We start from the raw sequence: 21,991 nt of genomic DNA, 5'->3' as shown, positions 1-21,991 counted from the left end.
CACACATCAGATGTAAAGGAAACGAGGTCGGATGATGCGTACGCGTCCGCTGAAGGTGGCGCTGCTGGGCTGTGGAGTGGTCGGCTCAGAGGTGGCGCGCATCATGACGACGCACGCCCACGACCTCGCCGCGCGCATCGGCGCGCCGGTCGAGCTCGCCGGTGTCGCCGTGCGCCGGCCCTCCAAGGTACGGGAGGGGATCGACCCCGCACTGATCACCACCGATGCGACAGCCCTGGTCAAACGGGGTGACATCGACGTCGTCATCGAGGTCATCGGTGGCATCGAGCCCGCTCGTGCCCTCATCACCACCGCCTTCGAGCACGGCGCGAGCGTCGTCTCCGCCAACAAGGCTCTGCTCGCCGAGGATGGCGCCGCTCTGCACGCCGCCGCCGAGCAGTACGGCCGGGACCTCTACTACGAGGCCGCCGTGGCCGGCGCCATCCCGCTCGTACGGCCGCTGCGCGAATCCCTCGCCGGTGACAAGGTCAACCGGGTCCTCGGCATCGTGAACGGCACCACCAACTTCATCCTCGACAAGATGGACACCAGCGGCGCCGGTTACTCCGAGGCGCTCGACGAGGCCACCGCTCTCGGGTACGCCGAGGCCGACCCGACCGCCGACGTCGAGGGCTTCGACGCCGCCGCCAAGGCCGCGATCCTGGCCGGAATCGCCTTCCACACCCGGGTGAAGATCGGCGAGGTGCACCGTGAGGGCATCACCGAGGTCACCGCCGCCGACATCGCCTCGGCCCGCCGCATGGGCTGCACCGTCAAGCTCCTCGCCATCTGCGAGCGTGCCGCCGACGGACAGTCCGTCACCGCGCGCGTGCATCCGGCGATGATTCCGCTGAGCCACCCGCTGGCCTCTGTCCGTGAGGCGTACAACGCGGTCTTCGTCGAGGCCGAGGCGGCCGGACAACTCATGTTCTACGGCCCCGGCGCCGGTGGCTCGCCGACCGCCTCCGCGGTCCTCGGCGACCTCGTCGCGGTCTGCCGCAACAAACTCAACGAGGCCACAGGCCCCGGCGAGTCCGCGTACACGCGCCTGCCGGTCAGCCCCATGGGCGACGTCGTCACGCGGTACCACATCAGCCTCGACGTGGCCGACAAGCCTGGCGTACTCGCCCAGGTCGCGACGGTCTTCGCCGAACAGGGCGTATCGATCGATACCGTCCGCCAGCAGGGCAAGGATGGCGAGGCCTCCCTCGTCGTCGTCACCCACCGCGCGCCCGACGCCGCCCTCTCGGCGACCGTCGAAGCGCTGCGCAAGCTCGACACCGTGCGCGGTGTCGCCAGCATCATGCGTGTTGAAGGGGAGTAAGGACCCATGACCAGCAAGGGCACCCACCAGTGGCGTGGCATCATCGAGGAGTACCGGGACCGCCTTCCGGTTACGAGCACGACGCCGGTCGTCACGCTTCGTGAGGGCGGTACGCCGCTCGTCCCCGCTCAGGTCCTCTCCGAGCGCACGGGCTGCGAGGTGCACCTCAAGGTCGAGGGCGCCAATCCCACCGGGTCCTTCAAGGACCGCGGTATGACGATGGCGATCACCCGGGCCAAGGAGGAGGGCGCACAGGCCGTCATCTGCGCCTCCACCGGCAATACCTCCGCCTCCGCCGCCGCGTACGCGGTGCGGGCCGGAATGGTCTGCGCCGTCCTCGTGCCGCAGGGCAAGATCGCGCTCGGCAAGATGGGCCAGGCGCTGGTGCACGGCGCCAAGATCCTCCAGGTCGACGGCAATTTCGACGACTGCCTGACGCTGGCCCGCTCGCTCTCGGACAACTACCCGGTGGCGCTGGTCAATTCGGTCAACCCGGCCCGTATCGAGGGCCAGAAGACCGCTGCGTTCGAGATCGTCGACGCGCTCGGCGACGCCCCGGACATCCATGTCCTCCCGGTCGGCAACGCGGGCAACATCACCGCGTACTGGAAGGGTTACAAGGAGTACGCGGGCGACAGCATGTCCACGCACACCCCGCGCATGTGGGGCTTCCAGGCCTCCGGCTCCGCGCCGATCGTCCGCGGCGAGATCGTCAAGGACCCGGCGACCATCGCCACCGCGATCCGGATCGGCAACCCGGCCTCCTGGCAGTACGCGCTGGACGCCCGGGACGAATCGGGCGGTTTCATCGACGAGGTGACGGATCGCCAGATTCTGGCCGCCTACCGGCTGTTGGCCTCCCAGGAGGGCGTCTTCGTCGAGCCCGCGTCGGCCGCGTCCGTCGCGGGTCTGCTGAAGGCCGCCGAACAGGGCAAGGTCGACCCGGGTCAGAAGATCGTCTGCACGGTCACCGGCAACGGGCTCAAGGACCCCGACTGGGCCGTCGCGGGCGCTCCGCAGCCGGTCACGGTCCCGGTCGACGCGGCCACCGCTGCCGAGAAGCTGGGCCTCGTGTAGACCCTGGGGCCGGTCGACAGGAGCCGGGCTCGGCTGTCGGTGAGAAGCCCGGCGCTCCTGCCTGCGGGAGCCCGGCTCACCGCCGGCAGGAGCCACTTTCGTCTGTTGGTAAGAACCCAGCTCAACCGCCCCTTTTCGGGGCGGAGAGCGCATAGGAGGCGGGCGACACGCATCGTGCGCCTCCTGTGCGCCCTATGTCGCCACAGAACCTTCCTTCGATAAGCTGTACCCAACCCGCCCCGCCGCATCTGCCGCGGTGCAAGGGCCGTTGTGGCCGTCGGTTTCCCCGGAACTCCACTCCCCGCCGCCACGACCTCCCGCCAGCATCGAGAAAACGCTTCACCACCCCCGCTGTCTCACAAGGAGAGTCGTCTAAGCGATGGCCGGTCCCGCCTTCCGAGCCGCCGCCGTCCGGGTGCGCGTCCCTGCGACCAGCGCCAACCTGGGCCCGGGTTTCGACGCCTTCGGCCTGTCGCTGGGGCTGTACGACGACGTCGTCGTCCGCGTGGCCGACTCCGGACTGCACATCGACATCGCGGGTGAGGGCGCGGACACGCTGCCCCGCGACGAGAGCCACCTCCTCGTACGCTCCTTGCGCACGGCCTTCGACCTGCTCGGCGGACAGCCCCGCGGCCTGGAGATCGTCTGCGCCAACCGCATCCCGCACGGGCGCGGCCTCGGCTCCTCCTCCGCCGCCATCTGTGCCGGCATTGTCGCCGCCCGCGCCGTGACGACGGGCGGTGACGCCCGGCTCGACGACGCCGCGCTGCTGGAACTCGCCACGGAGATCGAGGGCCACCCCGACAATGTCGCGGCCTGCCTGCTCGGCGGGTTCACACTTGCCTGGATGGACGGCGGATCGGCCCGCGCCATCAGGATGGATCCCGCAGATTCCATCGTTCCGGTGGTTTTCGTCCCCAGCAAGCCGGTCCTGACCGAGACCGCGCGCGGACTGCTGCCGCGCACGGTCCCGCATGTTGACGCCGCCTTCAACGCAGGCCGTTCCGCGCTCCTCGTCGAGGCCCTGACCAGACACCCCGAGCTGCTGCTCACCGCCACCGAGGACCGGCTGCACCAGGAGTACCGCGCCCCGGCGATGCCGCAGAGCGTGGAACTCGTGAACCGACTGCGCGCCGACGGCGTCCCCGCAGTCATCTCCGGTGCCGGGCCGACGGTGCTCGCACTGGCCGAGGACGGTGCGGCCGACAAGGTCGCACAGCTGGCGGGCGAGGGATGGGCGGCCAATCGGCTCACTCTCGACGCCCCGGGTGCGAGTGTGCTGCCGCTCGCCCCGTAGCCGAGAAGTGATTGCCGGTGAGTGAGAGGGGGAATGTTTGTTGGAGCCGGTAGTGTTAACCTCAAGTCTGCAACCGACGTCTATGTGGCGCGTTGCTTCGTGTCCCTTTCCGGGACCACCAATTCTTCCGGGAGCCTCCCCAACTGCCTGAGCAGCCTGCCTGAGCAGTTTCGTGCACGCTCCGGAACCGGCACGACACCCCTCGCTTGTCCAGGAGTGGGCCGAGCAGGGGGATGCTCGCGCCGGACCCTTGCACACCTTCATCTCTCCGCCGTACCCGGCGGACCACCGCCCCGGCACGGTCCGCGATCCGCAAGATCACAGACCGCAGTCGGACAGCACAACCGGTCGCCGAGCCAGAAGGCCGACGTCCGCTCCAGGGAAGGACCCTTCGTGAGCGACACCACCGATCTGATGGGCGTGACTGCCGACAAGAGCGTCGACAGCGCTGCGCCCGCCGAAGGTGCTGCCACTGGCACCACCGCACGGCGCCGCCGCTCCGGCACCGGCCTTGACGGCATGGTCCTGGCCGAGCTGCAGCAGGTCGCGTCCGGCCTCGGCATCAAGGGCACTGCGCGGATGCGCAAGGGCCAGCTGATCGAGGTCATCAAGGAGGCGCAGGCCGGTAGCTCCGCCGCGCCCAAGGCCGCCGCGCCCGCCGCGGATGCCGAGACCAAGCCGAAGCGCCGTGCCACCTCCAAGGCGCGCACCGTGGACGAGTCCGCGGCCGCCGCGCCCGCCGAGAAGGCCGCCGCGCAGCAGCAGATCGACATCCCCGGCCAGCCGGCCAGTGACGACCAGCCCACGGGTGAGCGTCGTCGGCGCCGTGCGACCGCTCAGGCGGGCAGCCCGGAGACCAAGGCGGAGAGCAAGCCGGCCGCCGAGGCCAAGGCGGAGACGCAGGCCGAGCCGAAGAGCGACGACCGCACCGACGCCAAGGCCGAAGCCGCCGCCGACACGGCCGAGGGCCGCCGGGGCGACCGCCAGGACCGCGGCCAGCGGGGCGACCGTCAGGAGCGCGGCGAGCGCGGGGAGCGCCGCGACCGTCAGCGCGACCGCCGCGGCAAGGGCGACGAGCAGGGCGGTGGCCAGGGCCAGCAGGGCGGCCAGCGCCAGCAGCGCCAGGGCCAGCAGCAGGGCGGCGGCCCGCAGGACGACGGTTACGACGACGAGGCAGGCGGTCGTCGCGGTCGTCGCGGCCGCTACCGCGACCGCCGTGGCCGCCGTGGCCGCGAGGACTTCGCCAGCGAGGTTTCCGTCTCCGACGACGACATCCTGATCCCCGTCGCGGGCATCCTGGACATCCTCGACAACTACGCGTTCATCCGGACCTCCGGCTACCTGCCGGGCCCGAACGACGTGTACGTCTCGCTCGCCCAGGTCCGCAAGAACGGCCTGCGCAAGGGTGACCACGTCACCGGTGCGGTGCGCCAGCCCAAGGACGGCGAGCGTCGCGAGAAGTTCAACGCGCTGGTCCGCCTCGACTCGGTCAACGGCATGGCGCCCGAAACCGGCCGCGGCCGCCCGGAGTTCCAGAAGCTGACCCCGCTCTACCCGCAGGACAGGCTCCGCCTGGAGACCGACTCCAACGTCCTGACGACGCGGATCATCGACCTGGTCGCACCGATCGGCAAGGGCCAGCGAGGCCTGATCGTGGCCCCGCCGAAGACCGGCAAGACCATGATCCTGCAGGCGATCGCCAACGCGATCACGGTCAACAGCCCCGAGTGCCACCTGATGGTCGTTCTGGTCGACGAGCGTCCGGAAGAGGTCACCGACATGCAGCGGTCGGTGAAGGGCGAGGTCATCTCCTCGACCTTCGACCGTCCCGCCGAGGACCACACCACCGTCGCCGAGCTGGCCATCGAGCGCGCCAAGCGTCTCGTCGAGCTGGGCCACGACGTGGTCGTCCTGCTGGACTCGATCACCCGCCTCGGCCGTGCGTACAACCTCGCGGCCCCGGCATCCGGCCGCATCCTGTCCGGTGGTGTCGACTCGACCGCGCTGTACCCGCCGAAGCGCTTCTTCGGTGCCGCGCGCAACATCGAGGACGGCGGTTCGCTGACCATCCTGGCCACCGCGCTCGTCGAGACCGGCTCGCGCATGGACGAGGTGATCTTCGAGGAGTTCAAGGGCACCGGCAACATGGAGCTCAAGCTCGACCGGAAGCTCTCGGACAAGCGCATCTTCCCGGCGGTGGACGTCGACGCGTCCAGCACCCGTAAGGAAGAAATCCTGCTCGGCAGTGACGAGTTGGCCATTGTCTGGAAGCTGCGCCGGGTGCTGCACGCGCTCGACCAGCAGCAGGCGATCGAGCTCCTCCTGGACCGGATGAAGAAGACCCAGTCCAACGCGGAGTTCCTGCTCCAGATCCAGAAGACGACGCCGGCTCCGGGCAACGGCAACGACTGACGTCGTCCCCGGATCGGCTGAATCACAGGGCCGCCCTCGTCACTCCGGTGGCGAGGGCGGCCCTGCGTCGCAGGACCCGCGAATGTGACGCAGTCGATTCGACCCTTTCGACCGATCCGAGACCTTCGCCACACAACCGCCACGACGACAGGGGTCACCACGATGTCTGCACCTGGCAAGAAACCGCAGGTGAGCGCGGGATCACCAGCTGTTCATCAAGGTCGCGCGTCCCTTTTGTCCTCACACGGACGTGACAGGTCGCTGTGCAACCCTTCTTCGTGCCGCGACGTCGTACGAAGTGGCAGCAAGTCGCCGAAGCCGACGAAACCAGTGCCCGAACACCGCTGCAGGGGCCAGGGCCTGCCCCGGCGGATCAGGGCCGGACAGGCCCTGGCCGGGAGAAGCTGACGACAGAAGGAGACGGATGACCGAGCAGAGCGGGAGCGGCGGCCGAATACGCCCCACCGGCAAACGCCGGAAGAGGCCTTCCCGTCGCCGCAGGGTGACGGTGATCGCCGCCTGGACCCTGGCCGGTGCCGTGGTCGTCGGCGGGGGCGGGCTCGGATACGCCTACTTCAAGCTCAACGGCAATCTCAAGGCCGTCGACATCAACGCGGCGCTCGGAAAGAACCGCCCCGACAACGTCGACAACGGCTCCGAGGACATCCTCGTACTCGGCTCGGACTCCCGCTCCGGCGCGAACTCGAAGTACGGCGCCGACGAGGGCACGGCCCGTTCCGACACCGCAATGGTCGTGCACATCAACAAGGGCCACAAGAGCGCCTCCGTCGTCTCCATCCCGCGCGACACGCTCATCACCCGCCCCGACTGCACCAGCGACACCAGTGGGCAGCCTGTCGCGGGCGAGCAGCGCGCGATGTTCAACACGGCGTACGAGGTCGGCGGACCGGCCTGCGCGGTCAAGACCGTCGAGTCCATGTCCGGCATCCGCATGGACCACTACCTCGAAGTCGACTTCACCGGTTTCAAGAAGCTCATCGACGAGCTGGGCGGCGTGAAGATCACCACCACGAAGGCGATCAACGACTCCAAGAGCCATCTGAATCTGGAACCCGGCACCCACACGCTCGACGGCGAGCAGTCGCTGGGCCTCGTCCGCACCCGCAAGAGCGTCGGCGACGGCAGCGACCTCGGCCGTATCCAGCTCCAGCAGGCGTTCATCAAGGCGCTGATGGAACAGGTCAAGAGCGTCGGGGTGTTCTCGAATCCGAAGACTCTCTTCGACCTCGCGAACACGGCGACAAAGGCCGTCACCACCGACTCCGACCTGGGTTCGGTCGAGCAGCTCACCAGCTTCGCGAACGGCCTCAAGGGGCTCGGCTCCAAGGACGTCCACATGGTCACCCTGCCCGTGCAGTACGACCCGGCGGACCCGAACCGCGTCGTACCGCTGGAGGAATCCGCCCAGCAGGTGTGGGCGGCGCTCAAGCACGACAAGGCCATCCCCGCCTCCGCCACTGAGAAGTCGGCGGGCGACAAGGGTGTCGCGGGCGGCATCGTCCAGTGACAGGGCAGGCCGGGAATAGTTGCGGCCCGCCCCCGGTTTTGGGAGATACGGCCGGTCCTGGCAGACTGGTACGTCGGCCCCGGTTCACGGACGCGCAATCCGCGCGTACGACCCGGCGCCCTCCCGAACCTAGGAGAAACCCTTGAAGCGCGACATCCACCCCGAGTACGTCGAGACGCAGGTCAGCTGCACCTGTGGCGCGTCGTTCACGACCCGGAGCACCATCGACGGCGGCACCATCCGCGCCGATGTCTGCTCCGAGTGCCACCCGTTCTACACGGGCAAGCAGAAGATCCTCGACACCGGTGGCCGCGTGGCCCGCTTCGAGGCCCGCTTCGGCAAGGCTGCCGGCTCCGCCAGCAAGTAGCGAGCCACTGCGCCGGTTCTCGGCGCCCTCTTCCCGGGGGCGTCGGGACCGGCGTTTTTTTCCGGCCCGGGGTACGGGCCGTCCCCGTACCCGGGCCCGGACAGCATCAGGCTGTCCAGCAGGCACGTTTGAGTGAAGAAACCAGGAGCCCGAAGATGTTCGAGGCGGTCGAGGAACTGATCGGTGAACAGGCCGATCTTGAGAAGAAGCTCGCGGACCCGGCGGTCCACGCCGACCAGGCCAACGCGCGCAGGCTCAACAAGCGCTACGCCGAGCTGACCCCGATCGTCGGCACGTACCGCTCCTGGAAGCAGGCCGGGGACGACATCGAGACGGCGCGCGAGCTCGCCGCCGACGACCCCGACTTCGCCGCCGAGGTCAAGGACCTGGAGAAGCAGCGCGAAGAGCTCACCGAGAAGCTCCGCCTCCTCCTGGTCCCGCGCGACCCCAGCGACGACAAGGACGTGCTCCTGGAGATCAAGGCGGGCGCGGGCGGCGACGAGTCCGCCCTGTTCGCCGGCGATCTGCTGCGGATGTATCTGCGCTACGCCGAGCGCGTCGGCTGGAAGACCGAGATCATCGACTCCACCGAGTCCGAGCTCGGCGGCTACAAGGACGTCCAGGTCGCCGTGAAGACCAAGGGCGGCAACGGCGCCACCGAGCCCGGCCAGGGCGTGTGGGCCCGGCTGAAGTACGAGGGCGGGGTGCACCGCGTGCAGCGGGTGCCGTCCACCGAGTCCCAGGGCCGTATCCACACCTCGGCCGCCGGTGTGCTCGTCACACCCGAGGCCGAGGAGGTCGACGTCGAGATCCACGCCAACGATCTCCGTATCGACGTCTACCGCTCCTCGGGCCCCGGCGGCCAGTCCGTCAACACCACGGACTCGGCGGTCCGCATCACCCACCTGCCGACCGGCGTCGTCGCCTCCTGCCAGAACGAGAAGAGTCAGCTCCAGAACAAGGAGCAGGCCATGCGTATCCTGCGTTCGCGACTGCTCGCGGCCGCCCAGGAAGCCGCCGAGCAGGAAGCTTCGGACGTACGACGCAGCCAGGTGCGTACGGTCGACCGTTCCGAGAAGATCCGTACATACAACTTCCCGGAAAACCGGATCTCGGACCACCGCGTCGGCTTCAAGGCGTACAACTTGGACCAGGTGCTCGACGGCGACCTGGATACCGTGATCCAGGCCTGTGTCGACGCCGACTCCGCCGCCAAGCTCGCCGCCGCATAAGACCGAGCCCGCCCCGCCCGTAACCCCGTACGGAGAACCGCGATGAACCTGCTGCTCGCCGAGGTGGCCCAGGCCACCCAGCGGCTGGCCGACGCCGGTGTGCCTTCACCGCGATTCGACGCGGAGGAGCTCGCCGCGTTCGTGCACGGCGTCAAGCGGGGCGAGCTGCACCGTGTGCCGGACGCCGACTTCGACGCCCGCTACTGGGAGGCCATCGCCCGCCGCGAGGCCCGCGAACCGCTGCAGCACATCACCGGACGCGCCTTCTTCCGCTACCTGGAGCTACAGGTCGGACCCGGTGTCTTCGTCCCCCGTCCGGAGACCGAATCGGTCGTCGGCTGGGCGATAGACGCCGTCCGCGCGATGGATGTCGTCGAGCCGCTCATCGTCGACCTCTGCAGCGGATCGGGCGCCATCGCCCTGGCCATGGCGCAGGAGGTTCCCCGCTCGCGCGTGCACGCCGTCGAGCTCTCCGACGACGCCGTGAAGTGGACCAGGAAGAACGCCGAGGGGTCGCGGGTCACCGTGCACCACCAAGACGCGCTCACGGCCGTTCCCGAGCTCGACGGCCAGGTCGACCTGGTCATCTCCAACCCGCCGTACATCCCGCTCACCGAATGGGAGTACGTGGCACCCGAGGCCCGTGACCACGACCCGGAGATGGCCCTCTTCTCCGGCGAGGACGGCCTCGACACCATCCGCGGCATCGAACGCACCGCACACCGCCTGCTGCGTCCCGGCGGCCTCGTCGTCATCGAGCACGCCGACACCCAGGGCGGCCAGGTGCCGTGGATCTTCACGGAGGAACGCGGCTGGGCCGATGCGGCCGACCATCCCGACCTGAACAACCGGCCGCGGTTCGCCACGGCCCGCAAGGCCATGCCGTGACCGGCTGCCACCACCCGCACGACCCGTACCCGCCATACCCGTACATGCTTGAGGAGGCCGGCTGATGGCACGGCGATACGACTGCAACGACGCGACCGACCGTACGACGGGTCTGCGTGAGGCCGCGTCGGCCGTCCGCCGCGGCGAACTGGTCGTGCTGCCCACCGACACCGTGTACGGGATCGGTGCGGACGCCTTCAGTTCCGAGGGCGTCGCCGACCTGCTGGACGCCAAGGGCCGCGGCCGCAACATGCCGACGCCCGTCCTGATCGGCTCCCCGAACACCCTGCACGGACTGGTCACCGACTTCTCCGAGCAGGCCTGGGAGCTCGTCGACGCCTTCTGGCCCGGTGCTCTCACGCTCGTCGCCAAGCACCAGCCGTCGCTGCAGTGGGACCTCGGGGACACCCGCGGCACCGTCGCCATCCGGATGCCGCTGCACCCGGTCGCCATCGAGCTGCTCACCGAGGTCGGCCCAATGGCCGTCTCCAGCGCCAACCTCACCGGACACCCGGCCCCCGAGGACTGCGACGCCGCCCAGGAGATGCTCGGCGACTCCGTCTCCGTCTACCTCGACGGCGGCGCGACGCCCGGCATCGTGCCCTCGTCGATCGTCGATGTGACCGGCAAGGTCCCCGTACTGCTGCGCGCCGGTGCGCTCTCCGTCGAGGAACTCCGCAAGGTGGTACCCGACCTCGAGGTGGCCAATTGACCGCCCCTGAGGGGCGTGGCATAGCGGGGCAGGCCGACACTTTCCGCATCCTCCACGTCAGCACCGGCAATGTCTGCCGCTCACCGATCACCGAGCGGCTGACCCGGCACGCCCTGGTGGACCGCCTCGGCGATCCGCTCAGCGGCGGACTGATCGTGGAGAGTGCGGGCACCTGGGGCCACGAAGGCGCCCCCATGGAAGCCAATGCCGAGATCGTCCTGGCCGACTTCGGCGCCGACACCACCGGCTTCGTCGGCCGGGAACTGCTCGACGAGCATGTGATCCGTGCCGACCTGGTGCTCACCGCCACCCGCGACCACCGGGCACAAGTGATCTCGATGGGTCACTCGGCCGGCCTGCGGACCTTCACCCTCAAGGAATTCACCCGGCTGGTCCGGGCCATAGACCCCGCCACGCTGCCCGACCCGCGCGACGAGGGTGTGGTCGAGCGCGCCCGCGCACTGGTCCGTGCCGCGGCCGCGTTGCGCGGCTGGCTGCTGGCCCCCACCGCCGATGCCGACGAGGTGTACGACCCGTACGGCGCCCCGATCACGTTCTTCCGGTCCATCGGCGACGAGATCAACCAGGCCCTCGACCCGGTCGTCACCGCACTGACCGGCGTACCCGCCCCGCACTGACGCTTGCGCCTGCGCCACTCTGACGGCCGTACACACGGGCCCGGTACCAGGGGCCCAACGGGTGTACGGCGTCGCCGCACAGCAGGCAGGGGGGCCGTCACGGGCCTACATTGGAGCTGACGTCAGCGCACCCCTCCCCAGGCCCGGAGCCGTCAGATGCCGGTCACCACTCCTGCCGCACCCACCTTCGCCGCCGGGAACGCCCTGCCGCAGGATTTCGGCGCCCTGCTCCGGGAGGACCCGGAGATCGCCGCCGTGCTGCTGGAGGAGCTGCAGCGGCAGTCGAGCACCCTGCAGCTGATCGCCGCCGAGAACTTCACCTCGCCCGCGGTCCTCGCCGCCCTCGGCTCACCGCTGGCCAACAAGTACGCCGAGGGCTACCCCGGCGCCCGCTACCACGGCGGCTGCGAGCAGGCCGACGCCGCCGAACGCATCGCCTGTCGGCGGGCCACCTCGCTCTTCGGCGCCGAACACGCCAACGTCCAGGCGCACTCCGGCTCCTCCGCCGTCCTCGCCGCGTACGCGGCCCTGCTGCGCCCCGGCGACACGGTGCTCGCGATGGGACTCCCGTACGGCGGACATCTCACCCACGGCTCGCCCGCCAACTTCTCCGGCCGCTGGTTCGAGTTCGTCGGTTACGGGGTGGACTCCGAGAGCGGCCTGATCGACTACGAGCAGGTGCGCACCCTGGCCCGTGCGCACCGTCCCAAGGCGATCGTCAGCGGCTCGATCTCGTACCCCCGCCATCCCGACTACGAACTGTTCCGGGAGATCGCCGACGAGGTGGGCGCGTATCTCATCGCCGATGCCGCGCATCCGATGGGGCTGATCGCCGGGGGAGCGGCGCCGAGCCCCGTCCCGTACGCCGACGTGGTCTGCGCGACCACGCACAAGGTGCTGCGCGGTCCGCGCGGCGGGATGATCCTGTGCGGTGCGGAGCTGGCCGAGCGGATCGACCGGGCGGTCTTCCCGTTCACCCAGGGCGGCGCGCAGATGCACACGGTCGCCGCGAAGGCCGTCGCGTTCGGGGAGGCGGCCACTGAGGCGTTCACGGCGTACGCCCATCGGGTGGTGGCCCATGCCCGGGTGCTGGCCGCAGGTCTGGAGGCCGAGGGCTTCGAGGTCACCACGGGCGGCACGGACACCCACCTGATCGTCGCGGACCCGGCTCCGCTGGGCGTCGACGGGCCCACTGCCCGTACCCGGCTGGCGGGGGCGGGCCTGGTGCTGGACACCTGCGCGCTTCCGTACGGGGACGCCCGGGGCATCAGACTCGGTACCGCAGCCGTCACCACCCAGGGCATGGACGACGCCGACATGGCACGGCTGGCCGTGCTCTTCGGAGCGGCGGTACGTGAGGAGGGCGACATCCGCGCGGAGGTTCAGGAACTGGCCCGGAAATATCCGCCCTATCCGGGGTAGACGTGGTCCGTGCAACCATCGGCCCGGCCTCCGTGTCCTCAACCATGAGCCCGACGTAGTTAAGGTGTGGGCTGAGATGGCCGGCGAAATCTATGGGGCAGCCCGTGCGTGATTACCTGCTGACGCTCTGTGTCACGGCCGCGGTTACCTATCTGCTGACCGGCCCGGTGCGCAAGTTCGCCATCGCGGTCGGGGCGATGCCCGCGATCCGTGCGCGTGACGTCCACCGAGAACCGACACCGAGGCTCGGTGGCATCGCCATGTTCGGCGGACTGTGCGCCGGACTGATCGTCGCGGACCATCTGTCCAACCTTGACAGCGTCTTCCAGCTCTCCAACGAACCGCAGGCGCTGCTCTCCGGGGCCGCGCTGATCTGGCTGATCGGTGTTCTGGACGACAAGTTCGAGATCGACGCACTGATCAAGCTCGGCGGGCAGATGATCGCCGCCGCGGTCATGGTCATCCAGGGCCTGACGATCCTGTGGCTGCCGATCCCCGGCGTGGGCACCGTCGCGCTCACCCAATGGCAGGGAACACTGCTCACGGTCGCCCTGGTCGTCATCACCATCAACGCGGTCAACTTCGTCGACGGCCTGGACGGTCTCGCGGCAGGCATGGTGTGTATCGCCTCCGCCGCGTTCTTCCTGTACACGTACCGGCTCTGGTACGGGCACATGATCGAGGCGGCGGCCCCCGCGACGCTCTTCACGGCGATCCTGATGGGCATGTGCCTGGGCTTTCTGCCGCACAACATGCATCCGGCCCGGATCTTCATGGGCGACTCGGGTTCGATGCTGATCGGCCTGGTGCTCGCGGCGGGTGCGATTTCGGTCACCGGACAGGTCGACCCGGACACGATGAAGCTCTTCGCCGGCAGTGAGCGGGAGGCCACCCACGCGATGCTGCCGGTCTTCATCCCGCTGCTGCTGCCGCTGACCATCATCGCGATCCCGGCCGCCGACCTGGTGCTGGCGATCGTGCGGCGCACATGGAACGGCCAGTCGCCGTTCGCGGCGGACCGCGGCCATCTGCACCACCGGCTGCTGGAGATCGGCCATTCGCACAGCAGGTCTGTGCTGATCATGTACTTCTGGTCGGCCCTGATCGCCTTCGGCGCGGTCGGCTACTCCGTGCACTCGGCGTCCCTGTGGATCGTGCTGGTGATCATGGGGCTGAGCGCGCTGGGCCTCGTACTGCTGCTGATGCCCCGTTTCACCCCGCGGGCGCCGTACTGGGCGGAACGCTTCGTACCGCCCCGCTACCGCCGTCGCCGCAGCGAGGACGAGGTGCCCGAGGCGGAACCCTCATCCGCACACGAGGCCCAACAGGGGCCGCTGGAGACGCAGATGGGGCAGGAGGGGCGCGAGCTCCCGGAGCGAGCCCCGATCGTCGTGGGAGTCTCCGGCGTCAACGGGGCGACTGCCATCGGCCCCCGTTCGCGTATTTCGGACAGAGATAAGGCTGATTCCTCGCACTGACGATTCGGTCATCGAGGGGCATTACCAGACAATGCGTTGAGTTGTCTTGCTCACACGCGCGGATTCATTCTCATGTGTGACAGCAAGCACACTTTCTTGGTAAAGACCTCATCAAATAGTTTGTGATACCGTTCACGAAGCCCGGTGACGGAGTTGAAGGACCTGAGTACCACGGTCCATCGGCCCGAGGCATCGACTCGGACCGGGCCTACGCTCGTCCATGACGACACCCTGCCCACCCCCTGCAAGCGGAGCTGCCGCCATGCCGTCCAACGACGTCCGGACTCTCCTTCAAGCCGCCGTACCCACCGCTGTCGCCGGCGCTGTTGCCGCTGCCGTCAGTGCTGGCGTTGCTGGTGGCAAGGGAGCCCTGGGCGCGGTCGTTGCGGCGATCGTGGTGATCCTCTTCATGGGGATCGGACTCGGGGTCCTGCAATGGACCGCCAAGTCCTTCCCGCAGCTGTTCCAGGCGATGGGGCTGATGCTCTACACGGCACAGCTCCTGTTGCTGTTCATCTTCGTCGCGTCCTTCAAGGACACCACGATGTTCAACCCGAAGGCCTTTGCGATCACGTTGGTCGCGACCACGCTCGTGTGGATTGCCGCACAGGCGCGCGCATACATGAAGGCCAAGATCCTTTACGTCGAACCCGAGGCCGACAAGGGTGAAAAGCCCCAGAACGCGGGTTCGAAGTCGTGAAGGGTAGGGGCGGGATAAGTGCGGGTTCACGACCCTGCTATCGTCCGGTTCCAACTGCGGCACTGCGGGCGCGGGCATGCGAGCTGACGCCTGTCCCAGCGCGAGGCTCGATGTCGAACCGCCCCGCCCACGTCCGTAAGACCACCAGTCCAGTGCCGACCCGCGGCTGCGCGCCGCGCCGACACAACGAGGTTGCCGTACCTATGCGCCACGCTGAAGGAGCCCGCGGTGAGTGCTGACACAACGCTTGCCTTTGATGCGAGCTGCCACCTTTTCTCCGGATGCGGGTTCCCGGCACCGGGCCTCCACACCTTCCTGTACGAGCCCATGTTCTCCGTGGGCAGCTTCGACTTCACCAAGCCGATGCTGCTCGCGCTGCTGGCCTCGATCCTGATCGTCGCCTTCTTCTGGGCGACGTTCAACAAGCCGAAGCTGGTGCCAGGCAAGGTCCAGATGGTCGGTGAGGCGGGTTACGACTTCGTCCGCCGCGGCATCGTCTACGAGATCATCGGCAAGAAGGACGGCGAGAAGTACGTCCCGCTGATGGTGTCCCTGTTCTTCTTCGTGTGGATGCTCAACCTCTGGTCGATCATTCCGCTCGCCCAGTTCCCGGTCACCTCGCTGATCGCCTTCCCGGCCGGTCTGGCGCTGATCGTGTACGTCCTGTGGGTCAGCCTGACCTTCAAGAAGCACGGCTTCGTCGGCGGCTGGAAGAACATCACCGGCTACGACAAGTCGCTCGGCTGGGTCATGCCGCTGGTCGTCGTGATCGAGTTCTTCTCGAACCTGCTGATCCGGCCCTTCACCCACGCGGTCCGGCTCTTTGCGAACATGTTCGCCGGTCACCTGCTGATCGTGATGTTCACGATCGCAAGCTGGTACCTGATGAACGGCATCGGCATCGCCTACGGCACCGTGTCGTTCGTCATGGTCCTCGTGATGACCCTGTTCGAACTGTTCATCCAGGCCGTCCAGGCGTACGTCTTCGTGCTCCTGGCCTCCAGCTACATCCAGGGCGCGCTCGCAGAGAGCCACTGAGCCAGCCCACAGCTCATCAGTCCAACCAGACGTCCGGTGGCCAACCCCCACCGGGTCCGTGAAAGAGAAGGAAGTAACGGCATGTCCGCTGCTCTCGAATTGGTCAACCTCGCCGCTGACGGTTCCGCCAAGACCAACGTGGTTGGCAACGTCGCCTCGATCGGCTACGGCCTCGCGGCGATCGGCCCCGGCGTCGGCGTCGGCATCATCTTCGGTAACGGCACCCAGGCCCTGGCCCGTCAGCCCGAAGCTGCCGGCCTGATCCGTACCAACCAGATCATGGGTTTCGCCTTCTGCGAGGCGCTTGCCCTCATCGGCATCGTCATGGGCTTCGTCTACCAGTAAGCCGGACCGACAAGCCCAACCCCTTTTATGGAAGGCACTGATGTGAACGCTCTGTTCCTTGCGGCGGAGGCGGAGACCCAGAATCCCCTCGTCCCGCATCTCGACGAGCTGGTCATCGGTCTGCTCGCCTTTGCCATTGTCTTCGGCTTCCTCGCGAAGAAGCTCCTTCCGAACATCAACAAGGTTCTGGATGAGCGCCGTGAGGCGATCGAGGGTGGCATCGAGAAGGCCGACGCGGCCAAGCTCGAGGCCGAGAGTGTGCTGGAGCAGTACAAGGCTCAGCTCGCCGAGGCCCGGCACGAGGCCGCTCGTCTGCGCCAGGAGGCGCAGGAGCAGGGCGCCGTGATCCTGCAGGAGATGCGGGCGGAAGGCCAGCGGCAGCGCGAGGAGATCATCGCTGCCGGTCACGCCCAGATCGAGGCCGACCGCAAGGCTGCGGCTTCCGCGCTGCGTCAGGACGTGGGCAAGCTCGCCACCGACCTGGCCGGCAAGCTCGTCGGCGAGTCCCTCGAGGACCACGCCCGGCAGAGCGGCACCGTCGACCGTTTCCTCGATGAGCTCGAGGCGAAGGCCGAGGCTGTCCGATGAACGGCGCGAGCCGCGAGGCACTGGGTGCCGCACGTGAGCGTCTCGACGCGCTGACCGACAGCACGTCGGTCGACGCGGCGAAGCTCGCCGAGGAGCTGGCCGCCGTAACGGCGCTGCTCCAGCGCGAGGTCTCACTGCGGCGAGTCCTGACCGACCCGTCGCAGGCCGGCGAGGCCAAGGCCGAGCTGGCCGGACGACTGCTGCGCGGTCAGGTGGGCGGCGAGACCGTCGACCTGATCTCCGGCATGGTCCGCTCCCGCTGGTCGCAGTCGCGTGACCTGGTCGACTCGGTCGAGGAACTGGCGAACACCGCAGACCTCACCGCCGCCCAGCGCAGCGGAGACCTCGACGACGTCGAGGACGAGCTGTTCCGGTTCGGCCGGATCGTCGCCTCCGACAAGGAGCTGCGCGCCGCGCTCACCAACCGGTCCGCGTCCGTCGCCGCCAAGAGCGAGCTGCTGCGCAGCCTGCTCGGCGGCAAGGCACGGCCCACCACCGAGCGCGTCGTCGTGCGGCTTGTCACCCAGCCGCGTGGACGTAGCCTGGAAGCGGGACTCGAGTCCCTCTCCAAGCTTGCCGCGGAGCGCCGGGACCGCATGGTCGCCGTGGTCACCTCGGCAGTGCCGCTGAGCGATCAGCAGAAGCAGCGTCTCGGCGCCGCACTGGCGAAGATCTACGGACGGCCGATGCACCTGAATCTCGATGTGGACCCCACGGTCCTCGGCGGGATCACGGTGCGGGTCGGTGACGAGGTCATCAACGGCACCATCGCGGAGCGCCTCGACGAGGCGACCCGTCGCATGGCCGGCTGACGAGCGCAGCGCAGCAACAGAACAGAGCAAGACCAGCGGCCCGGTTGGGCCGTGCAGAAATTGCAGAAGATTCCTGGGGGTCGGCCCCCAGACCCCCTTAAGAAACTTCGGGCCCAACAAGGAGAGCAGGGAACCCAGATGGCGGAGCTCACGATCCGGCCGGAGGAGATCCGGGACGCGCTGGAGAACTTTGTCCAGTCGTACAAGCCGGACGCGGCCTCGCGCGAGGAGGTCGGTACGGTCAGCGTTGCCGGCGACGGCATCGCAAAGGTCGAGGGTCTTCCCTCGGCCATGGCGAACGAGCTGCTGAAGTTCGAGGACGGCACCCTCGGTCTCGCCCTCAACCTCGAGGAGCGCGAGATCGGTGCGATCGTCCTCGGCGAGTTCAGCGGCATCGAAGAGGGCCAGCCGGTGCAGCGCACCGGTGAGGTGCTCTCCGTCGGCGTCGGCGAGGGTTACCTCGGCCGCGTCGTCGACCCGCTCGGCAACCCGATCGACGGTCTCGGCGAGATCGCGACCGACAGCCGCCGCGCCCTCGAGCTGCAGGCCCCTGGCGTCATGGTCCGTAAGTCGGTGCACGAGCCGATGCAGACCGGCTACAAGGCCGTCGACGCCATGGTGCCGATCGGCCGCGGCCAGCGTCAGCTGATCATCGGTGACCGTCAGACGGGTAAGACCGCTCTGGCCGTCGACACGATCATCAACCAGCGCGACAACTGGCGCACGGGCGACGTGAACAAGCAGGTGCGCTGCATCTACGTCGCCATCGGTCAGAAGGGTTCCACCATCGCATCCGTGCGTGGTGCCCTGGAAGAGGCCGGCGCGCTCGAGTACACGACCATCGTCGCCGCCCCGGCGTCCGACCCGGCCGGCTTCAAGTACCTGGCGCCGTACACCGGTTCGGCCATCGGTCAGCACTGGATGTACCAGGGCAAGCACGTCCTGATCATCTTCGACGACCTCTCGAAGCAGGCCGACGCCTACCGCGCCGTGTCGCTTCTGCTGCGCCGTCCGCCGGGCCGCGAGGCCTACCCGGGCGACGTCTTCTACCTGCACTCGCGTCTGCTGGAGCGCTGCGCGAAGCTCTCCGACGAGATGGGCGCCGGTTCGATGACGGGCCTCCCGATCGTCGAGACCAAGGCGAACGACGTGTCGGCGTTCATCCCGACCAACGTCATCTCCATCACCGACGGCCAGTGCTTCCTTGAGTCCGACCTGTTCAACGCCGGCCAGCGTCCGGCCCTGAACGTCGGTATCTCGGTCTCCCGTGTCGGTGGCTCCGCCCAGCACAAGGCCATGCGCCAGGTCTCCGGCCGACTCCGTGTCGACCTCGCCCAGTACCGCGAGCTGGAGGCGTTCGCCGCCTTCGGTTCCGACCTGGACGCGGCCTCCAAGGCGTCGCTGGAGCGCGGTAAGCGCATGGTCGAGCTGCTGAAGCAGCCGCAGTACTCCCCGTACCCGGTCGAGGAGCAGGTCGTCTCCATCTGGGCCGGCACCAACGGCAAGATGGACGACGTCCCGGTCGAGGACATCCGTCGCTTCGAGAGCGAGCTGCTGGAGTACCTGCGCCGCGAGCGCAAGGACCTCCTGACCAGCATCGCCGAGGGCGCCAAGATGTCCGACGACACGCTGCAGTCGATCGCCGACGCGGTCGCCGCCTTCAAGCAGCAGTTCGAGACCTCGGACGGCAAGCTCCTGGGCGAGGGCTGATCGATGGGCGCTCAGCTTCGCGTTTACAAGCGCCGCATTCGCTCCGTCACCGCCACGAAGAAGATCACCAAGGCGATGGAGATGATCGCCGCCTCGCGCATCGTCAAGGCGCAGCGCAAGGTGGCGGCGTCGACGCCGTACGCGACCGAGCTCACCCGTGCGGTGACCGCGGTGGCGACCGGCTCCACCACCAAGCACCCGCTGACCACCGAGGCCGACGCTCCGTCGCGGGCCGCGGTCCTGCTCATCACGAGCGACCGCGGTCTGGCCGGCGGTTACTCCTCCAACGCCATCAAGGCCGCGGAGCGACTGACCGAGCGGCTGCGGAGCGAGGGCAAGGAGGTCGTCACGTATGTGATCGGCCGCAAGGGTGTCGCCTACTACGGCTTCCGCGAGCGCAAGATCGCGGATTCGTGGACGGGCTTCACCGACAGCCCGACGTACGCGGATGCGAAGCGGGCCGCGGCCCCGCTGATCGAAGCGGTCACCCAGGAGACCGCCGAGGGCGGCGTGGACGAGTTGCACATCGTCTTCACGGAGTTCGTGTCGATGATGACGCAGAACCCGGTGGACAACCGGATGCTGCCGCTCAGCCTCGACACCACGAAGGACGAGGACAGCAAGGGCGAGATCCTGCCGCTGTTCGACTTCGAGCCGTCGGCGGAGGATGTCCTAGACGCCCTGCTTCCGCGGTACGTCGAGAGCCGGATCTACAACGCGCTGCTGCAGGCCGCTGCTTCCGAGCACGCTGCCCGCCGCCGCGCGATGAAGTCGGCCACCGACAACGCCGGTGAGCTCATCAAGAGCCTCTCCCGGCTTGCCAACGCGGCCCGCCAGGCCGAAATCACCCAGGAAATCAGCGAGATCGTCGGTGGTGCCAGTGCGCTGGCCGACGCGACCGCGGGGAGTGACAAGTAATGACGACCACAGTTGAGACGGCCGTTGCCACGGGCCGCGTCGCCCGGGTCATCGGCCCGGTCGTCGACGTGGAGTTCCCCGTCGACGCGATGCCGGAGATCTACAACGCGCTGACCGTCGAGGTGGCCGACCCGGCCGAGGACGGCAAGCTCAAGAAGCTGACGCTCGAGGTCGCCCAGCACCTCGGCGACGGCGTGATCCGCGCGATCTCGATGCAGCCCACCGACGGCCTGGTCCGCCAGGCCCCGGTGACCGACACGGGCGCCGGCATCACGGTGCCGGTCGGCGACATCACCAAGGGCAAGGTGTTCAACACCCTTGGCGAGATCCTGAACAAGCCCGAGGCCGAGGCCGAGGTCACCGAGCGCTGGCCGATCCACCGCAAGGCGCCCAACTTCGACCAGCTCGAGTCCAAGACCGAGATGTTCGAGACCGGCGTCAAGGTCATCGACCTTCTCACCCCGTACGTCAAGGGTGGAAAGATCGGTCTGTTCGGTGGTGCCGGTGTCGGCAAGACCGTTCTGATCCAGGAAATGATCTACCGCGTCGCCAACAACCACGACGGTGTGTCGGTGTTCGCGGGCGTCGGTGAGCGTACCCGTGAGGGCAACGACCTCATCGAGGAAATGACCGACTCGGGCGTCATCGACAAGACGGCGCTTGTCTTCGGCCAGATGGACGAGCCGCCGGGCACGCGTCTTCGTGTGGCGCTGGCCGGTCTGACCATGGCGGAGTACTTCCGCGATGTGCAGAAGCAGGACGTGCTCTTCTTCATCGACAACATCTTCCGGTACACCCAGGCCGGCTCCGAGGTGTCCACCCTGCTCGGCCGTATGCCGTCCGCGGTGGGTTACCAGCCGAACCTGGCCGACGAGATGGGTCTGCTGCAGGAGCGCATCACGTCGACCCGCGGTCACTCGATCACCTCGATGCAGGCGATCTACGTCCCCGCGGACGACCTGACCGACCCGGCCCCGGCCACCACCTTCGCCCACCTCGACGCGACGACGGTTCTCTCCCGTCCGATCTCCGAGAAGGGCATCTACCCGGCCGTGGACCCGCTGGACTCCACGTCCCGGATCCTGGACCCGCGTTACATCGCGCAGGACCACTACGACACCGCCATGCGGGTCAAGGGAATCCTGCAGAAGTACAAGGACCTCCAGGACATCATCGCCATTCTCGGTATGGACGAGCTCGGCGAGGAGGACAAGCTCACGGTCTTCCGCGCCCGTCGCATCGAGCGATTCCTGTCCCAGAACACCCACGTCGCCAAGCAGTTCACCGGCGTGGACGGTTCGGACGTTCCGCTCGACGAGTCGATCGCCGCGTTCAACGCGATCGCCGACGGTGAGTACGACCACTTCCCGGAGCAGGCGTTCTTCATGTGCGGTGGCATCGAGGACCTCAAGGCCAACGCCAAGGAGCTCGGCGTCTCCTGAGCCCATGGCTCACCGAGGGGGGCGGGTGCGTCCCGTCCCCCTCACCACGCCCCGTAGAATTGA

Annotated in this window: 20 protein-coding genes; all 20 read left to right on the top strand. The window is 68.3% G+C overall.

The window, feature by feature from the left end:
- Positions 1 to 31 precede the first annotated feature (31 nt).
- The 20 genes from NRF20_RS15200 (at position 32) to atpD (ending at position 21,928) form a co-directional block, all read left to right on the top strand.
- A complete protein-coding gene (locus NRF20_RS15200; RefSeq protein WP_413752734.1) occupies positions 32 to 1,324 on the top strand; it encodes a homoserine dehydrogenase in 1,293 nt (430 codons plus the stop codon).
- 6 nt (positions 1,325 to 1,330) lie between these two features.
- On the top strand, positions 1,331 to 2,401 hold the full coding sequence (gene thrC, locus NRF20_RS15195; protein ID WP_398633703.1) for a threonine synthase: 1,071 nt from the start codon (positions 1,331 to 1,333) through the stop codon (positions 2,399 to 2,401).
- Positions 2,402 to 2,780: 379 nt separating this feature from the next.
- Positions 2,781 to 3,698: a homoserine kinase gene (gene thrB, locus NRF20_RS15190; RefSeq protein WP_114246665.1), complete on the top strand. Its 918-nt coding sequence runs from the start codon at positions 2,781 to 2,783 to the stop codon at positions 3,696 to 3,698.
- Positions 3,699 to 4,091: 393 nt separating this feature from the next.
- The gene (gene rho, locus NRF20_RS15185) at positions 4,092 to 6,110 is read left to right on the top strand and encodes a transcription termination factor Rho (RefSeq protein WP_398633704.1); all 2,019 of its coding nucleotides are present in this window, start codon (positions 4,092 to 4,094) and stop codon (positions 6,108 to 6,110) included.
- Between the two features lie 424 nt (positions 6,111 to 6,534).
- Positions 6,535 to 7,638 (top strand): LCP family protein, encoded by a 1,104-nt coding sequence (locus tag NRF20_RS15180; protein ID WP_398633705.1) that lies wholly within the window; start codon positions 6,535 to 6,537, stop codon positions 7,636 to 7,638.
- A 142-nt stretch (positions 7,639 to 7,780) separates the two neighbouring features.
- Positions 7,781 to 8,005: a 50S ribosomal protein L31 gene (rpmE, locus tag NRF20_RS15175; protein WP_019764351.1), complete on the top strand. Its 225-nt coding sequence runs from the start codon at positions 7,781 to 7,783 to the stop codon at positions 8,003 to 8,005.
- A gap of 155 nt (positions 8,006 to 8,160) precedes the next feature.
- Positions 8,161 to 9,237: a peptide chain release factor 1 gene (gene prfA, locus NRF20_RS15170; protein WP_398633706.1), complete on the top strand. Its 1,077-nt coding sequence runs from the start codon at positions 8,161 to 8,163 to the stop codon at positions 9,235 to 9,237.
- Between the two features lie 42 nt (positions 9,238 to 9,279).
- Entirely contained in the window at positions 9,280 to 10,125 is an 846-nt protein-coding gene (gene prmC / locus NRF20_RS15165; RefSeq protein WP_266357934.1) for a peptide chain release factor N(5)-glutamine methyltransferase, read from the top strand.
- A gap of 64 nt (positions 10,126 to 10,189) precedes the next feature.
- Complete coding sequence (locus NRF20_RS15160) at positions 10,190 to 10,837, top strand: L-threonylcarbamoyladenylate synthase (RefSeq protein ID WP_266357932.1); 648 nt, start codon at positions 10,190 to 10,192, stop codon at positions 10,835 to 10,837.
- Positions 10,834 to 11,475 carry a protein-tyrosine-phosphatase gene (locus tag NRF20_RS15155; RefSeq protein WP_329840020.1) on the top strand — a complete coding sequence of 214 codons (642 nt, stop codon included), beginning with the start codon at positions 10,834 to 10,836 and terminating at the stop codon, positions 11,473 to 11,475. Before NRF20_RS15160 ends, NRF20_RS15155 begins: the two co-directional genes overlap by 4 nt.
- Positions 11,476 to 11,631: 156 nt before the next feature.
- Positions 11,632 to 12,897, top strand: a complete 1,266-nt coding sequence (glyA, locus tag NRF20_RS15150; RefSeq protein ID WP_398633707.1) for a serine hydroxymethyltransferase — start codon at positions 11,632 to 11,634, stop codon at positions 12,895 to 12,897.
- 92 nt (positions 12,898 to 12,989) lie between these two features.
- The gene (locus NRF20_RS15145) at positions 12,990 to 14,375 is read left to right on the top strand and encodes an MraY family glycosyltransferase (RefSeq protein ID WP_398633708.1); all 1,386 of its coding nucleotides are present in this window, start codon (positions 12,990 to 12,992) and stop codon (positions 14,373 to 14,375) included.
- A 262-nt stretch (positions 14,376 to 14,637) separates the two neighbouring features.
- Positions 14,638 to 15,075 (top strand): hypothetical protein, encoded by a 438-nt coding sequence (locus NRF20_RS15140; protein ID WP_413752733.1) that lies wholly within the window; start codon positions 14,638 to 14,640, stop codon positions 15,073 to 15,075.
- A 228-nt stretch (positions 15,076 to 15,303) separates the two neighbouring features.
- On the top strand, positions 15,304 to 16,113 hold the full coding sequence (atpB, locus tag NRF20_RS15135) for a F0F1 ATP synthase subunit A (protein WP_266357923.1): 810 nt from the start codon (positions 15,304 to 15,306) through the stop codon (positions 16,111 to 16,113).
- Between the two features lie 81 nt (positions 16,114 to 16,194).
- A complete protein-coding gene (gene atpE / locus NRF20_RS15130) occupies positions 16,195 to 16,458 on the top strand; it encodes an ATP synthase F0 subunit C (protein WP_266357922.1) in 264 nt (87 codons plus the stop codon).
- 42 nt (positions 16,459 to 16,500) lie between these two features.
- Positions 16,501 to 17,046: a F0F1 ATP synthase subunit B gene (locus tag NRF20_RS15125; RefSeq protein ID WP_413752732.1), complete on the top strand. Its 546-nt coding sequence runs from the start codon at positions 16,501 to 16,503 to the stop codon at positions 17,044 to 17,046.
- Complete coding sequence (locus NRF20_RS15120) at positions 17,043 to 17,858, top strand: F0F1 ATP synthase subunit delta (RefSeq protein WP_398633711.1); 816 nt, start codon at positions 17,043 to 17,045, stop codon at positions 17,856 to 17,858. Before NRF20_RS15125 ends, NRF20_RS15120 begins: the two co-directional genes overlap by 4 nt.
- 138 nt (positions 17,859 to 17,996) lie before the next feature.
- Positions 17,997 to 19,568, top strand: a complete 1,572-nt coding sequence (gene atpA / locus NRF20_RS15115) for a F0F1 ATP synthase subunit alpha (protein ID WP_266357918.1) — start codon at positions 17,997 to 17,999, stop codon at positions 19,566 to 19,568.
- A 3-nt stretch (positions 19,569 to 19,571) separates the two neighbouring features.
- Positions 19,572 to 20,486, top strand: a complete 915-nt coding sequence (locus NRF20_RS15110) for a F0F1 ATP synthase subunit gamma (protein WP_266357917.1) — start codon at positions 19,572 to 19,574, stop codon at positions 20,484 to 20,486.
- Positions 20,486 to 21,928 carry a F0F1 ATP synthase subunit beta gene (gene atpD / locus NRF20_RS15105; protein WP_266357916.1) on the top strand — a complete coding sequence of 481 codons (1,443 nt, stop codon included), beginning with the start codon at positions 20,486 to 20,488 and terminating at the stop codon, positions 21,926 to 21,928. The genes NRF20_RS15110 and atpD overlap by 1 nt, the downstream gene beginning before the upstream one ends.
- The last annotated feature ends 63 nt before the right edge of the window (positions 21,929 to 21,991 follow it).

Origin of the sequence: Streptomyces sp. R-74717 (assembly GCF_047305335.1) — a bacterium.
GTDB classification, from domain to species: Bacteria; Actinomycetota; Actinomycetes; order Streptomycetales; family Streptomycetaceae; genus Streptomyces; species Streptomyces atratus.
The sequence above is the reverse complement of the archived record's forward strand: the minus strand, read 5'-3'. Positions and strand labels throughout refer to the sequence as shown.